The 15,521-nt window shown below is 69.9% G+C and carries 12 protein-coding genes (1 of these 12 cut by a window edge); 8 read left to right on the top strand and 4 right to left on the bottom strand.

Going from position 1 to position 15,521, the window contains the following annotated elements; translation table 11 throughout:
• The first annotated feature begins 91 nt into the window (after positions 1 to 91).
• The 3 genes from AC3ITM_RS19055 to AC3ITM_RS19045 are packed head-to-tail and all read left to right on the top strand — an operon-like array spanning position 92 to position 5,907.
• Positions 92 to 1,561: a DUF3375 domain-containing protein gene (locus tag AC3ITM_RS19055; protein WP_489267314.1), complete on the top strand. Its 1,470-nt coding sequence runs from the start codon at positions 92 to 94 to the stop codon at positions 1,559 to 1,561.
• Positions 1,548 to 2,252 carry a DUF4194 domain-containing protein gene (locus AC3ITM_RS19050; protein WP_489267313.1) on the top strand — a complete coding sequence of 235 codons (705 nt, stop codon included), beginning with the start codon at positions 1,548 to 1,550 and terminating at the stop codon, positions 2,250 to 2,252. Before AC3ITM_RS19055 ends, AC3ITM_RS19050 begins: the two co-directional genes overlap by 14 nt.
• A gap of 49 nt (positions 2,253 to 2,301) precedes the next feature.
• Positions 2,302 to 5,907, top strand: coding sequence for an ATP-binding protein (locus AC3ITM_RS19045; RefSeq protein ID WP_489267312.1), 3,606 nt, complete (start codon positions 2,302 to 2,304; stop codon positions 5,905 to 5,907).
• A 41-nt stretch (positions 5,908 to 5,948) separates the two neighbouring features.
• Here the strand turns inward: AC3ITM_RS19045 and AC3ITM_RS19040 are convergent, their stop codons facing one another.
• Positions 5,949 to 6,722 carry a sulfite exporter TauE/SafE family protein gene (locus tag AC3ITM_RS19040; protein WP_489267310.1) on the bottom strand — a complete coding sequence of 258 codons (774 nt, stop codon included), beginning with the start codon at positions 6,720 to 6,722 and terminating at the stop codon, positions 5,949 to 5,951.
• Positions 6,723 to 6,880: 158 nt separating this feature from the next.
• On the opposite strand from AC3ITM_RS19040, the gene AC3ITM_RS19035 reads away from it, so the two are divergent.
• Positions 6,881 to 7,270, top strand: coding sequence for a YchJ family metal-binding protein (locus AC3ITM_RS19035; RefSeq protein ID WP_489267308.1), 390 nt, complete (start codon positions 6,881 to 6,883; stop codon positions 7,268 to 7,270).
• Here the strand turns inward: AC3ITM_RS19035 and AC3ITM_RS19030 are convergent.
• A complete protein-coding gene (locus AC3ITM_RS19030; RefSeq protein ID WP_489267306.1) occupies positions 7,249 to 8,559 on the bottom strand; it encodes a GGDEF domain-containing protein in 1,311 nt (436 codons plus the stop codon). The genes AC3ITM_RS19035 and AC3ITM_RS19030 overlap by 22 nt on opposite strands.
• A gap of 183 nt (positions 8,560 to 8,742) precedes the next feature.
• On the opposite strand from AC3ITM_RS19030, the gene egtB reads away from it, so the two are divergent.
• The 4 genes from egtB (at position 8,743) to AC3ITM_RS19010 (ending at position 14,079) form a co-directional block, all read left to right on the top strand.
• Complete coding sequence (gene egtB / locus AC3ITM_RS19025; protein WP_489267304.1) at positions 8,743 to 10,047, top strand: ergothioneine biosynthesis protein EgtB; 1,305 nt, start codon at positions 8,743 to 8,745, stop codon at positions 10,045 to 10,047.
• Entirely contained in the window at positions 10,044 to 11,018 is a 975-nt protein-coding gene (gene egtD / locus AC3ITM_RS19020) for an L-histidine N(alpha)-methyltransferase (protein ID WP_489267303.1), read from the top strand. Before egtB ends, egtD begins: the two co-directional genes overlap by 4 nt.
• Before the next feature lie 109 nt (positions 11,019 to 11,127).
• Positions 11,128 to 13,275 carry a lytic murein transglycosylase gene (locus AC3ITM_RS19015; protein WP_489270141.1) on the top strand — a complete coding sequence of 716 codons (2,148 nt, stop codon included), beginning with the start codon at positions 11,128 to 11,130 and terminating at the stop codon, positions 13,273 to 13,275.
• Positions 13,276 to 13,332: 57 nt separating this feature from the next.
• Positions 13,333 to 14,079, top strand: a complete 747-nt coding sequence (locus AC3ITM_RS19010; protein ID WP_489267301.1) for a GYF domain-containing protein — start codon at positions 13,333 to 13,335, stop codon at positions 14,077 to 14,079.
• Positions 14,080 to 14,085: 6 nt separating this feature from the next.
• Here AC3ITM_RS19010 and AC3ITM_RS19005 read toward each other — a convergent pair whose 3' ends face one another.
• Both AC3ITM_RS19005 and AC3ITM_RS19000 read right to left on the bottom strand, forming a co-directional pair.
• Positions 14,086 to 15,276, bottom strand: a complete 1,191-nt coding sequence (locus AC3ITM_RS19005; protein ID WP_489267300.1) for a benzoate/H(+) symporter BenE family transporter — start codon at positions 15,274 to 15,276, stop codon at positions 14,086 to 14,088.
• A gap of 216 nt (positions 15,277 to 15,492) precedes the next feature.
• Positions 15,493 to 15,521, bottom strand: partial view of a hypothetical protein gene (locus tag AC3ITM_RS19000; RefSeq protein WP_489267298.1) — the end only. Its footprint extends 370 nt past the window's final position; 29 of the gene's 399 nt are visible here — the last part of the coding sequence; its start codon lies beyond the right edge, outside the window — the gene reads right to left on this strand; the stop codon is at positions 15,493 to 15,495.

The following is a 15,521-nucleotide window of genomic DNA, read 5'->3' as shown; positions in this document are numbered from 1 at the left end:
GCCGATGCCCGGGCCTGGGCCTGCGCGCGTGTCCGGTCGCCCTCCGGGCTGCTGTGCCCGGCGCCCCCCGTCCTTTCGTACCCGGTCTGCAATGAAGCATCGCGAGCGCATTACCCGTTACCGCCACCTGCGCGAACAGTCGCAGTGGAAACTGCTGGCCGCCGACCACGCCCCGGAAATCATCGGCCTGCTGCAGAGCCTGCTGATGCAGGACGAGCGCACCTTGCCGGCGGCGGTGTTGCATGAGCGGCTGCAGCGCGCACTGGACGACCTGAAGGCCGACGAGCTGTCGCGCGAACTGCCGCGCACCGCGCAGGCCTACGTGGCGCACTGGCTGGCCCAGGGCTGGCTGGAGCGTCGCCTGCCCGAGGGTGCCGACCAGGAGCAGTACGAACTGTCCACCCAGGCCGCGCAGGCGATCCGTTTCGCCGACAGCCTGGAGCAGCCGCGCAACGCGGCCACCGAGAGCCGCCTGGCGCTGGTGATCGAACAGCTCTCGCAGCTGGCCGCGCTGACCGAATCGGACCCCGACGCCCGGCTGTCGGCGCTGCGCGACGAACGCGACCGCATCGATGCGGAAATCGCCCGCGTCGGTGGCGGCAAGGTGTCTTCGCTGGATGGCAAGCGCGCGCTGGAACGCACCCGCCAGATCATCGGCCTGGCCGACGAGCTGACCGAGGACTTCCGCCGCGTGCGCGACGACTTCGAACGCCTCAACCGCGAATTCCGCGAACGCATCATCGACGATGAGGGCGAGCGCGGCGACGTGCTGTCCAAGCTGTTCGAAGGCGTGGACGTGATCGGCGACAGCGATGCCGGGCGCAGTTTCCAGGCCTTCTGGCGCCTGCTCAACGATGCCGAGCAGAGCGCCCAGCTCGATGCCGCGCTGGACACCGTGCTGGCCCGCGGCTTCGCGCGCAGGCTCGACCGCAACGAGCGCACCTTCCTGCGCGGCTTCACCAGCACCATGCTCGATCGCGGCGGCCAGGTCCACGACGTGCTGCAGCACTTCGCGCGCAGCCTGCGCGGTTTCGTGCAGAGCCGTGGCTACCTGGAACAGCGCCGGCTCAACCAGCTGCTCAAGCAGGCCCAGGGCGAGGCCTTGGCCCTGCGCGACCACGTGCCGGCACAGCGCGCCATCGGCCGCGACCTGCAGCTCACCACCAGCCGCCTGCGCTCGCTGTCGCAGTGGAAACTGCACGACCCGCGGCAGGCCCTGGTCGATGGCAGCGTGCAGCGCAACGATGCCGCGGCGATCTCGCTGGAAAGCGTCGGCGACCTGGTCGCGGCCTCGGAAATCGACTTCCGCGGCCTGCGCCGGGACCTGCACGAACTGCTCGGCGAGCAGCCGCGGCTGTCGATCGCCCAGGTACTGGAACAACGGCAGGCCCCGCAGGGGCTGGGCAGCATCATCGGCTATCTCTCGCTGGGCACCCGCCACGGCGAGGTAGCCTCCGACCAACAGGAGATCGCGCAATGGCGCGGCGGCGATGGCCACTGGCGTCGCGCCCGCATTCCGCTGATCTGGTTCACCCAGGAGAAACGCCATGAGCTGGCATGACCAATCCACCGACGCCCCGATCGACGGCGGCGCAGACGAGCAAGACGACGAACCCGTCGTGGTGACGCCCGTCCTGCGGCGTAACAATGACGTGTTCTACATGGGCGACACCGGGCGGCTGCCGCTGGACGGGCGCCGCGCGCTGTGCCAGCTGCTGATCGGTCCGAGCATCGACCAGCTGCGCCACGCCAAGCTGTGGCCAGCCCTGCTGCGCAGCGAAGCGGCGATCCGCTCGGCGCTCTCGGACCTGTTCCTGGAACTGGTGCTGGACCGCGAAAGCGGCGTGGCCTTCACCCGCCAGGCCGATACCGAAGATATCGACGCGCCGGTGTTGTTGCGCACCTCGCCGCTGACCTTCATCGACTCGGTGCTGCTGCTGCACCTGCGCCAGCAGCTGGCCGAGGCCGACGCGCGCGGGCTGCGCGCGGTGGTCGAAGACGCCGAGCTGGCCGAGGCCCTGGCCGTGTACGAACGCAACCTGTCCACCGACCGCGCCGGCTTCAACCGCCGCGTGGCCAGTGCCGTGCAGAAAATGAAGGACAACCACATCCTCACCCGCCTGGGCGGCGATGAAGGCCGCCACGAAGTCTCGCCGGCGCTGAAGCTGATGTTCTCCGCCGAGGACGTCGCCGCGCTGGCCCAGGTGTACCGCCGCCTGCGCGAAGCGCCGGCCTTCGATTTCGACGCCTGAGCGCGCCCCACCGCGCCGCTCGCCTCGCCCCCGCATTGCTGGATCTGCCATGACCGTCCATACCACCGCACCCGCCCTGTTCACCGGCGATCTGCCCGATCCGCGCGCGCAGCAGTTCCGCATGCGCCGCCTGCAGGTGCACAACTGGGGCACCTTCTCCGGCCTGACCGAAGTGCCGATCGCCGAGCGCGGCTTCCTGTTCGTCGGCCGTTCCGGCTCGGGCAAGTCGACCCTGCTCGATGCGATGTCGGCGCTGCTGGTGCCGCCGGCGCTGGTTGACTTCAACGCCGCCGCGCGCGAAGCCGAACGCAGCGGCCGCGACCGCAATCTGGTGTCCTACGTGCGCGGCGCCTGGGCCGACCAGCAGGACAGCGGTACCGGAGAAATCGCCACCCAGTACCTGCGCAAGGGCGCCACCTGGACCGCGCTGGTGCTGGAATACCGCAGCAACGACGGCCGCATCGTCAGCCTGGTACGGCTGTTCTGGATCGCCGGCAACGGCGCGGCCGCGGCCGACGTGCGCAAGCATTACATGGTGGCCGAGCGCAGCTTCGACATCGTGCGCGACCTGGGCGGTTTCGACCTGGACCTGCGCAAGCTCAAGCAGCGCCTGGCCGACGTGCACCACTTCGACAGCTTCGCCAGCTACGCCGAACGTTTCCGCCACGTGCTCGGGATCGAGAACGAGATGGCGCTGCGCCTGCTGCACAAGACCCAGTCGGCCAAGAACCTGGGCGATCTGAACGTGTTCCTGCGCGACTTCATGCTCGACGCGCCGCGCACCTTCGACGCGGCCGGGCGCCTGGTCGACGATTTCGCCGAGCTCGACGGCGCCCACCAGGCGGTGGTCACCGCCCGGCGCCAGGTGGAAACCCTGCTGCCCGCACGTACCCACTACGCCGACCTGCAGGCACTGCGCCGCACCCGCGGCGACCTGGACGAGCTCAAGCTCGGTATCGACGGCTACCGCGAACAGCGCCGGCTGGAACTGCTGGACGCGCGCCTGCGCGAACTGGACACCCGCGACCGCGGCCTGTCCGGCGAAGAGGGACAGCGCCGCGGCGCGTTGGACAACCATGAAAGCCATCTGGCCGAGCTGGAGGCGCAGCGCCGCCAGCAGGGCGGCGAGCGCATCGAAGAGCTCGAGCGCGAGCAGGGCCGGGTAGCCCAGGAACGCGACCGGCGCGTGGCCAAGCGCAGCCAGGCCGCCCACGCCAGCAAGGAACTGGGCGAGACCCTGGCCGACAGCGCGCACGGCTTCGCCGAGCAGCTGGCCCGCGCCCAGGCGCGCCTGGACGACGGCCAGCGCGCCGCCACCGAACTGGACGAAGCCATTGCCGAACGCATGGGTGGCAAGCGCGACGACGAGCGCCGCTTCGCCGAGGTGCGCAGCGAACTGGAAGCGCTCAAGCGCACCCCGTCCAGCATTCCCGCGCCGATGCAGCAGCTGCGCGCGCGCCTGAGCAGCGACACCGGCATTCCCGAAGCCGCCCTGCCGTTCGTCGGCGAGCTGCTGCAGGTGCGCGAGGAAGATGCGGCCTGGCAGGGCGCGATCGAGCGGGTGCTGCACGGCTTTGCGCAGTCGCTGCTGGTCGATGAGCGCCACCATGCGCAGGTCTCGGAGTGGATCAACCAGACCCACCTGGGCACCCGCCTGGTCTACTACCGGGTGCGCCGCAACGACGACGCCCTGCATGGCCGCGAGCCCGGCGCGCGTTCGCTGCTGCACAAGCTGGTGCTGCGCGAGCACGGCTACGCCGGTTGGCTGCGCCGCGAGCTGGGCAAGCGTTTCGACTACGAATGCGTGGACGCGCGGCAGCTGCGCGACACCGACCGCGGCATCACTAAGGAAGGCCAGGTCAAGCATCCCGGCGAGCGTTTCGAGAAGGACGACCGCCACAACATCGGCGACCGCCGCCGCTGGCTGCTCGGCTTCAACAACCGCGACAAGCTGGACCTGTACGAGCGCGAAGCGATCGAGCTGGCCCAGCGCATCGCCGCCTGCGACAGCGACGTGGCCGCCCTGCGCGCGCAGCGCGAGCAGGACGGCAAGCGCCGCCTGGCCTGCCATCAGTTGTGCACGCTGGGCTGGGACGAGATCGACGTGGCCGCCCCGCTGCAGCGCCTGGACGACATCGCGCAGGCCCTGCACGACCTGCGCGAAGGCAATGCCGACCTGCGCAAGCTGGGCGAACAGATCGAGAAGGCCCGGGCCGACGTGGCCCAGGCCAAGCGCACCTATGAAGACGTACGCGTGGAACGTGGCCAGCTCGGCCGCGAGCGCGAACGCCTGGAGCGCCTGCACGAACAATGCGCACCGCTGGCCCAGCGCGTGGTCACCCCCCTGCAGCAGCAGGGCCTGGGCGAACGCCTGAAGGCACAGGGCGTGCTCAGCCTGGAAAACCTGGAAGCGCATTTCCGCCAGGTGGCCAATGCGCTCAATGAACAACTCGGTGGCTCGCAGGCCGAGCACAACCGGCTGGAGAACCTGCTGCTGGGCTGCTTCCGCCGCTACTGCCAGGCCTGGCCGGAAGACAGCGGCAACTTCACCATCAGCCTGTCCAGCGCCGAGGACTTCCTGGCCCGGCTGGAACGGCTGGAAAACGACGGCCTGCCGCAACACGAGGCGCGCTTCTTCGATCTGCTGCAGAGCCAGAGCAAGAACAACCTGCTGGCCCTGCAACGCCATACCGCCGAGGCACGCAAGTCGATTGCCCAGCGCCTGGACGAGGTCAATGCGTCGCTGGAGCAGGTGCCGTTCAACCGCGGTACCTTGCTGACCATCGAGCTCAGCGACCGCCGCCTGCCCGAAGTGCTGGACTTCCACCAGCGGCTGCGCGATGTGCTGTCCCAACAGCAGACCGAACAGCGCGAACTGGCCGAAGCCCAGTTCGCGGTATTGCGCGAGCTGGTGGCCAAGCTCGGCTCGCAGGAAGGCGAGGACCGGCGCTGGCGCGAGCTGGTGCTGGATGTGCGCCTGCACGTGGAATTTGTCGGCGTCGAACTCGATGCCGCCACCCGCCAGCAGGTCGAGATCTACCGCAGTGGCGCCGGCAAGTCCGGCGGCCAGCGCCAGAAGCTGGCCACCACCTGCCTGGCCGCCGCCCTGCGCTACCAGCTCGGCGGCGCCGACGGCCAGCTGCCCAGCTATGCCGCGGTGGTGCTCGATGAAGCCTTCGACAAGGCCGACAACGAGTTCACCGCGCTGGCGATGAACATCTTCGACAACTTCGGCTTCCAGATGGTGGTGGCCACCCCGCTGAAGTCGGTGATGACCCTGGAGCCGTTCATCGGTGGCGCCTGCTTTGTTGAAATCAGCGGCCGCCATGATTCGGGCGTGCTGCTGATCGAGTACGACGACCAGGCCCGTCGCCTCAAGCTGCCCGAGCGCGCTCGCGCCGGCGGGACGGTGGCAGCCACCGAGCCGCCGGCCGTGGTGGCCGTGCCGGTGCACGCCGAACCGCTGCCGCCGGCGGTGACCGTGGCTGCGCCGGAGCCGGAGCCGGTGATGGCCACCCCGGTGGTGCAGCAAGCCAAGCCGGCGGCCGCCACGCCCACCGGCAAGGCGCCGGTGAAGCAGGCGGCAAAGAAGGCGACCAAGAAGGCCGCTGCCAAAAAGCCGGCCACCAAGGCCAAGCCCACGCCCAAGCGGTAAGCCGCCGGCGGGTCAGCCGGATCGGCTGGCCCGCCCTGCGCTCAGGCGAAGGTGTCCCAGCCCATCCGGGCGATCAGTACCACCACCAGGCCGACGAACAGCTTGCGGATGAACGGCGTGCCGCCACGCAGCGCCAGCCGCGTGCCCACCACCGAGCCGATGATGTTGGCCGCGGCCATCGGCAGCGCGAACAGCCACAGGATGTTGCCGGTGGGAACGAAGAACGAGATCGCCGCCACGTTGGTGGCCAGGTTCACCACCTTGGAGGCGGCCGAGGCGCGCAGGAAATCCAGCCCGAAGAAGCGCACGAACAGGAAGATCAGGAAGCTGCCGGTGCCCGGCCCGAAGAACCCGTCGTAGAAGCCGATCACCGCGCCGATACCCAGGGCGGTGGCCAACTCCTTGCGGCCGATCTCGCGCGGCCGGTGCAGGGCACCGAAATCCTTCTTCCACAGCGTGTAGCCCAGCATCGCCACCAGCAGCACCAGCACCAGCGGCCGCACCGCATCCTTGGGCAGCAGGCTGACCGCAGTGGCGCCGGCGAAGGAGAACACGAACGCGGTACCGGCGGCGAACAGCACCGGCCGCCACGGGAAGCGCACATTGCGCGCATAGCGCCAGGCCGCCGCACCGGTCCCGAACATCGAGCTGAACTTGTTGGTGCCAAACAGCATCGCCGGGGTGTGCTGCGGCAGCACCGTGAACAGACCCGGCAACTGCACCAGCCCACCGCCGCCCACGGCGGCATCGACCAGACCGGCGATGAAGGCGATCGCCACCAACCACAACAGCTCAGGGGGAACCAGTTCCAGCACGGCAGCAACTCTGCGACACAAGGCGCGCCAGCATACGCCCGGGCCCTGATACCGGGTAGCGCCGACCGTTGGTCGGCTGCACCTCGCACACCGCGCGTAGGTACCGACCAACGGTCGGTACCTACGGCGTACCCGGACAAACGCGCGACAATGCGCCCATGAGCACACCTGATCCCTGTCCCTGCGGCCGCCCGCTGGCCTACGCCGCGTGCTGCGGCCGGTACCATGCCGGCGCCCCGGCGCCCGATGCCGAAGCGCTGATGCGCTCGCGCTACAGCGCCTACGTGAAACAGCTGCCGGATTACCTGCTGGCCAGCTGGCACCCCAGCACCCGCCCGGCCGAACTGTCGTTGGACGAGCCGGCCGGCCAGCGCACCCGATGGCTGGGGCTGACCGTGCACGAACATGGCCTCATCGATCCCGACCATGCCCGGGTCAGGTTCACCGCGCGCTACAAGGTCGGCGGTGGCAGCGCGGCGAAGATGCTCGAACACAGCCGCTTCGTGCGCGAAGACGGCCGCTGGTTCTACCTCGACGCGCTGCCCTGAGCGGCATCGCCGCTGCTGCGCACCGCCACGGCCCGTTGCAGGCCGTGCGCGCGCACGCAGTTGCGCCCGGCGTCCTTGGCGGCATACAGCGCCTGGTCGGCGGCCTTGATCACCGCCTGCGGGCCATCGCCTGCGCGGCTGTCGGCCACGCCGATGCTCACCGTCACCTGCACCACCGTGCCGGCGCCGCCACGGCCCCGCTGCAACCGCCCGACCGCATCGTCGGCGGCCCGCGCCGCGCGGTCGCGCAGGGTCAGCCGGGTGTCCTCCACCATGGCCCGGAGCGCTTCCACCGCATCCACGCAGGCCGGGGCAGGGCGGTCCAGGAACACCAGCGCGAACTCCTCGCCGCCATAGCGGAACGCACGGCCGCCGCCACCCACCGCGGCCAGCCGCGCGGCCACCAGCCTGAGCACGTCATCGCCGCTGTCGTGGCCGTGGGTATCGTTGAAGCGTTTGAAGTGGTCCACATCGACCATCGCGATGGTGTAGGTCGCACCCACCCGCTGCAGGCACTCGTTCAACGCGCGCCGGCCGGGCAGCCCGGTCAGCTCGTCGCGGAAAGCCATGTGGAAGGACTCCTGCAGCATCGCCGAGACGAGCAGCAGCAGCGCGGCGCTGGCCAGTGCCGGCAGCAGTGCCGGCGACAGGAACACCCGGGGCAGCATCGTCCAGACCACCAGCAGGGCGATCAGCATCGCCGTATGCAATGGCCGCGGCTGGCGCAGCGCCTGTACCGCCAGCCCGGCCAGGCCCAGCACGAACACCAGCGTGGGCAGCTGCGCCAGCCGGCTCCAGCCGGTCGGCAACCAGGGCCAATGGTGGTCCGAGAGCAGGTCGTGCATGCCCTGCGGGCCCTGTGCGGCCAGCAGGGCGAACACTCCCACCGCCGCCCCGCTGACCACCCCGCGCAGCAGCAGGTCATGGCGCAGGCGCCCGCGCTCGGGCCACAGGCCATGCAGCGCGATCAGCAGCGGCAGCCATACCGACACTGCGTGGAACAGCAGCGGGGTCAGTGCGGTCACCGCGCCGGTGTTGAGGAAACCACCCACCAGCCCGTGCAGGATCGCAAATGCCAGCGCGATCGCCAGCAGCAGGCACACCGCGCGCACGCGGTTGTAGATCAGGCCCAGGCCGATGCCCAGGCAGGCCAGCACCAGCGGCAGGATGCGGTGCACCGCGCTGGCCACCTCGTCGGCCGGCGTGGCCGACCATACGCCCAGCCCCACCAGTACGGCCGGCAGTACGAACAGGTAGTGGCCAGGCTGGCGTAGCAGGTGATCGCGCAAGGACGGTTCCACGGGTGTGGGCCGGCGCGCCATGGCTGCATCGTGCAAACCGGAACACACAGGCGATGGTCTTCCCGGTAGCGGCCTGCGCGCAGTCAACTTGAGTGGCGGCGTGGGCGGTGTAACGCGATGTGAGCCTTGCCATGACGTAGCGCTCACCCCGGCTGGTCGATCCTGCGCGGGATGAATATCGCCGTTGCCCCGTCGCCGCCGACCACGGCCGCACCCCCGGCACCGCTGGCCGTGCGCTATGCCGGCATCCGCGCGCGCAGCATCGCGCTGGCCAGCCCGCTCAGTGCCGAAGACGCCCTGGTACAGAGCATGCCCGATGCCAGCCCGGCCAAATGGCATCTGGCCCATACCACCTGGTTCTTCGAACGCTTCGTGCTGGCCACCCAGCCGGACCATGTGCCGTTCAACGCCGACTGGCACTACCTGTTCAACAGCTACTACCAGAGCATTGGGCCGGCGCATGCGCGCCCGCAGCGCGGGCTGCTGTCGCGGCCGTCGCTGGACCAGGTGCTGCAGTACCGCGCCCTGGTCGACCAGCAGGTGATCGGCCTGCTGCAGGCCAACGCACTCGATGCGCAGGCCTGCAACCAGTTGCTGCTCGGCCTGCACCACGAACAACAGCACCAGGAACTGCTGCTCACCGACATCAAGCATGCGTTGTGGAGCAACCCGCTGCAGCCGGCGTACCGCGACGACCTGGTCCGTACCAGCGCGGCCGCCATCCCGCTGCGCTGGCGCGGCAGCCCCGAACAGATCGTCGAGATCGGCGCCCCGGCCTGGCCCGGGCACGGCGCCTTCGCCTACGACAACGAATCGCCGCGGCACCGCGTGCTGGTGCCCGCCCATGCGCTGGCCAACCGCCCGGTCAGCAACGCCGAGTACCGTCAGTTCATCCAGGCCGGTGGCTATGCCGACGTCCGCCTGTGGATGAGCGAGGGCTGGGCGCTGTGCCAGGCCGAAGGCTGGCAGCACCCGCTGTACTGGGACGATGCGCTGGAGCGCGAGTTCACCCTCGGCGGCTGGCAGGCCCTGGATCCGCACGCGCCGGCCTGCCACCTCAGCTATTTCGAAGCCGATGCCTATGCCCGCTGGCAGAGGGCGCGCCTGCCCACCGAGTTCGAATGGGAGGCCGCCGCCACCGGCCAACCGCTGCACGGCCACTTCGCCGATGCCGACCGACTGCATCCAGCCGGCGCCAGCGCGGTCGGGCAGGCCACCGACACCGCCCTGCTGCAGTTGTTCGGCGATGTCTGGGAATGGACCAGCAGCGCCTACGGCGCCTACCCGGGCTTCCGTCCCTTCGCCGGCAACCTGGGCGAATACAACGGTAAATTCATGAACGGCCAATGGATCCTGCGTGGCGGCAGCTGCGCCACCCCCGAAGGGCACGTACGTGCCAGCTACCGCAACTTCTTCGCGCCCTCGGCGCGCTGGCAGTTCGCCGGCCTGCGCCTGGCCAGGGACGAGGCGGCATGAGCACGGTCAGCGACGCGCTCGAGGCGCTCACCGACCTGCAACCCGACCGCGCCCGGATCACCGCCGACATCCTGCAGGGCCTGTCGCTGCGGCCGCGTCAGCTCCCATCCAAGTACTTCTACGACGCCCGCGGGTCGGCGCTGTTCGAACAGATCACCCGCCAGCCCGAGTACTACCCCACCCGCACCGAACTGGCGCTGCTGCAGGACTGCGCCCATGACATCGCGCGGGTGGTCGGCCCGCGCCTGCATGTGGTGGAACTGGGCAGCGGCAGCGGCCGCAAGACCGAGTTGCTGCTGCACGCCCTGGCCGATCCGGTCGCCTACACCCCGATCGAGATCTCGCGCGCGGCCCTGCTGGCCAGCATCGCGCGGTTGGCCACCGCCTTGCCGCAGATCGAAATGCTGCCGGTCTGCGCCGACTTCACCGCCCCGGTGCAACTGCCCACCCCGCAGCGCGCCGCCACGCGCCGGCTGCTGTTCTTCCCCGGCTCCACCCTGGGCAACTTCGTCCATGCCGACGCGGTGGCGCTGTTGCAGGCGATGCGCCGGACCATGGGCAGCGATGGCCTGGCCCTGATCGGCATCGACCTGCACAAGGATCCGGTCCTGATCGAGGCTGCCTACAACGATGCGGCCGGCATCACCGCCGCGTTCACCCTCAACCTGCTGGCCCGGCTCAACCGCGAGATCGGCAGCGACTTCGACCTCGCGGGTTTCGTCCACCGCGCCCGCTACAGCGTGCCGCGGCTGCGCATCGAAACCGAGCTGGTCAGCCGCTGCGCGCAGACCGTGCAGCTGGCCGGCCACCGTTTCGATTTCGCCGAAGGTGAAGCGATGACGGTCGAATACAGCCACAAGTACACCGATGCGGTGTTTGCGTCACTGGCCGCCGAAGCCAGGCTGCGGGTCAGCGCGCACTGGAACGCGACCGAACCGGCCTTCGGGCTGCGTCTGTTGCAGCCGCTGTAAGCGGCCTGCCGCATCGGCCCGTCGGCCGGGCGCTTGCGGCTATCATGCCGTTCAACACTGGCTGCAAGGATTTCCGCCAATGAAACGCCTCACCGCAGGGTTGCTGGCCATGGCGTGGCTGGGCAGCGCCGCCGCGCAGGCCGCGCCGCAGGACGCGTTCGACCGCTGCCTGGCCACCCTGCAGCCGCAGGCACTCAAGCAGGGCATCAGCGCGGCCGGCTTCAGCCGCCTCACTGCCGGGCTCAGCCCGGACCTGAGCGTGCTGCCGCTGCTGGACGCCCAGCCGGAGTTCACCACCCCGTTGTGGGATTACCTGGCCGCCCTGGTCGACAGCCAGCGCGTCGACGACGGCCGCGCGCTGCTGGCCCAGCACCGCGACCTGTTGAACCGCGTGTCCAGCCAGTACGGCGTGGACCCGGCCACGATCGTGGCGGTGTGGGGTGTGGAGAGCGATTACGGCCGGGTGTTCGGCAAGCGCCCGCTGCTGCAGTCGCTGGCCACGCTGTCGTGCAACGGCCGCCGCCAGCCGTTCTTCCGCGGCGAACTGCTGGCCCTGCTCAAGCTGCTCGACGCCGGCGACCTGCAGGCCGAGGGCCTGACCGGCTCGTGGGCCGGCGCATTCGGCCACACCCAGTTCATGCCGTCCACCTATGCCCGCATCGCCGTGGACGGCGATGGCGATGGTCGCCGCGACCTGGTCGCCAGCATTCCCGATGCCCTGGCGTCCACCGCCAACTATCTGGCCAAGGCCGGCTGGCGCACCGGCCAGCCATGGGGCATCGAAGTGAAACTGCCGGCCGGCTTCAATCCCGCCGTGGCCGGGCGTACCCAGCGCAAGCCGCTGGCGGCCTGGCGCGCGCTGGGCATCGTGCCGGTCGGCGGCGGCGCGCTGGCCCCGGCCGGCCTGCCGGCCGACAGCAACGCCGCGCTGCTGCTGCCCACCGGTGCCAAGGGCCCGGCCTGGCTGGTGTTCCGCAACTACGACGCGATCTACGCCTACAACGCCGCCGAAAGCTATGCGCTGGCCATCGCCACCCTGGCCGACCGCCTGCGCGGCGGCAGCGGTACGGTCGCGGCCTGGCCCACCGACGACCCCGGCATCGGCCGCCGCGAACGCCGCGAACTGCAGACCCTGCTGCTCGCGCGCGGCCATGACATCGGCGCCGCCGACGGCATGGTCGGCACCGCCACCCGCCGCGCCATCCAGGCCGAACAGCAGCGCCTGGGCTGGGCCAACCCCGATGGCCGTGCCGGCCAACGCATCCTCACTGCATTGCGCAGTGCGCCTCCCACCTTCTTCTCCCCGACTGCCATGCCCGCATCCACCGTGTTCACCCTGCCGCCCAACCACGCCCGCCTGGTGCAGTCCCCGGCTGGCCCCAACGCCACGCTGCCCAAGGTCGAGGGCCTGAGCCTGGGCACGGTGCAGGGCTTCCCTGCCTGGAAGGTGGACACCCCCTTGGCCAGCGCCGCCATCGCGGTGTTCGGGGGACAGCTGTTGTCCTATGTCCCCAAGGGCGGCCAGGACGTCCTGTGGCTTTCACCCAGCGCGCAGGCGCTGCCCACCCCGATCCGGGGCGGCAGCCCGGTGTGCTGGCCGTACTTCGGCCGCCAGGGGCAGGGCACCGATGTGCCCGCGCATGGGTTCGTCCGCAACGTGGCGTGGACGTTGAAGGAGGCGCGCCGCGAGGCCGACGGCACGTTCCTGCTCACCCTGGTCCCGCCGCCGCTGGACAACCTGACCCTGCGCCTGACCATGCAGCTGCGCATCGGCCGCACGCTTGAGCAGCGCCTGGTCACCGAAAACACCGGCAGCCAGCCGGTCAGCTTCACCCAGGCCCTGCACAACTACTTCCGGGTGGACGACGCCACGGCCGTGGACGTACAGGGCCTGGACGGGCTCACCTATCTGGACAAGTTCGAGAACTACGCCACCCCGCGCGTGCAGCAGGGCGATTGGAACCTGCGCGACCCGCGCGATCCCGGCCGCAGCGACCGCATCTATACCGGCGCCGGCGGCCGCTACGTGCTCAAGGACCCTGGCCTGAAGCGGCGCATCGAGGTCACTACCCAGGGCAGCCGCTCGCTGGTGGCCTGGAACCCGGGCCAAGCGGGGGCGGCAGGCATGGCCGACGTCGGTGCGGGCTGGCGCAACTATGTCTGCCTGGAGGCGGCCAACGCTGGCCCGGACGTGGTCACCCTGCCTGCCGGGTCCAGCCACACGCTCACCCAGACCTTCCGCGTGCTGCCCCTGTAACCCCTCCAGCCGACGCCCGGACGGGCGAACCGGTGCCTCTCCCTCAAGGAACGAGTCATGTCCGATACCCCGTGGTACTACGCCGATCATCAGCAACAGCGGCAGGGACCGGTGCCCGCCGCGCAGCTGCAACAGTTGCTGGGGCAGGGCCAGATCACCGCCGACACGTTGGTCTGGCGCCAGGGCATGGCCCAGTGGCAGCCCCTGCATGGCGTGGCCGAGCTGGCGGTGCCCGCGCCGACGCCGGTCGAGCTGTCGCACGATCCCTACGCCGCACCGGCATCGGCCTCCGATCCTGCTGCCGTGCCGGCGCAGGAACCACTCGCGCCCGGCCAACAGGCGTACGCCGCCTTCGTCGGCCCTAACTTCCTGGTGTACCGTCGCAAATGGCGCCTGGACCTGGCCAACGACAGCACCGCTGCCAGCACCCACGCGTGGAACTGGCCGGCCTTCCTGTTCGGCGCGTTCTGGATGCTGTACCGCCGCATGTATGCGGTGGCCGCGATGTGGATTGGCGCGCTCACTGTCCTGTCCATCCTGGAAACCCTGATCGGGGTCAGCGACAGCGTATCGCTGGTGATCACCCTCGCGGCCAGCGTCGCGGCCGGTTCCGTGGGCAATCACCTGTATCTGCGCCATGCCCAGCGGATGATCGCGCTGGCCGAGGCACGCCATCCCGGTGACGCGCCCGCCCAGCACGCCGCGCTGGCCGGTCTGGGCGGCACCCGCTGGTCGGCGGTAGTGATCGGCATGGCCGTTTACATCGTGGTGATCGGTGCCTTGTCCTTCCTGCTGGATCCCTGATCCTGCTCAGGCGCGCGCTGCAGGGGGCCGCAGCACCAGCAGGCAGATGCCGCCGGCCACCAGGCCCCAGAACGCCGAGCCGATCCCGGCCAGCGACAGACCCGATGCGGTTACCAGGAAGGTGACCAGCGCCGCCTCGCGGTCGGACTCCTCGCGCAGCGCGCCGGCTAGGCTGTTGGCGATCGTGCCGAACAGCGCGATGCCGGCCACGCAGGCCACCAGTTCCCTGGGGAAGGCGGCGAACACCGCCGCCACCGTCGCCCCGAACAGGCCCACCACGATATAGAAGGCACCGGCGGCCACCGCGGCGGTGTAGCGCCGCGCAGGGTCTTCATGCGCCTCGCGGCCCATGCAGATCGCCGCGGTGATCGCCGCCAGGTTCAGGCCGAAGGCCCCGAACGGGGCCAGCAGCGTATTGACCACCCCGATCCAGCCGATCACCGGCGACACCGGCGTGTCGTAGCCGCAGGCGCGGATCACCGCCACCCCGGGGATGTTCTGCGAGGCCATGGTCACCACGAACAGCGGCAGGGCGATGCTGAACACCGCCGGCCAGGACAGCGTGGGCGCGGTGAACACCGGTACCGCCCATTCCAGCCGCACCTGTTGCAGCTGCAGCAGGCCCTGGCCGCCGGCCACCGCGATGCCCACCAGCAGGGTGGCTACCACCGCATAGCGTGGGAACAGGCGCCGCCCGACCAGCCAGGTGGCGAACATCGCCAGTGCCATCGCCAGCTGCGTGCCCATCGAGACGAACACCTCCAGCCCGAAGCGCAGCAGCACGCCGGCGAGCATGCCCGACGCCAATGCCATTGGTACCCGGCGCATTGCCCGGGCGAAGATCCCCGAGAAGCCGGCGACCATGCCCAGCACCGCGGCCAGGACGAAGGCACCGATCGCATCGGAGTAGCCCACCGCGCCGGTACCCACCACCAGCATCGCCGCGCCCGGGGTGGACCATGCCGTCACCACCGGCATGCGGTAACGCAGCGACAGGCCGATGCAGGTCACGCCCATGCCCAGCCCCAGCGCCCACATCCACGAGGCGATCTGCGCCTGCGATGCGCCCACCGTCTGTGCGGCCTGGAACACGATCACCGCCGAACTGGCGAAGCCGACCAGCACGGTGATGAAGCCGGCCATCACCGATGGCAACGACACATCGCGCAACAACGAACGTTTGCTACCCACCGACATCGCATGCATCCCCGACGACAAGAGATGCATTGTTAGCAAGTCTGCGGCAGCACGCGCAACGCGCGTGCTGCCGCGCTGTGTGCCGGGCAGCACGTAACGATGACGTTGCGATGAAAAAGATCGACAAAAGCCTTGACGAATTTGCAGAAGTCTTTAGTATTCGCTCCCTCGCTGCGACGCGGTCTTCACCCCGGTGAACACCACGCCAAAGCGGCATCAACATCCTTCGAAAGAAGGTGTTGACG

Source organism: Stenotrophomonas sp. KH_029 (assembly GCF_057839765.1).
Note: the sequence above shows the minus strand (reverse complement) of the source record. Positions and strands in the feature narration are given on the sequence as shown.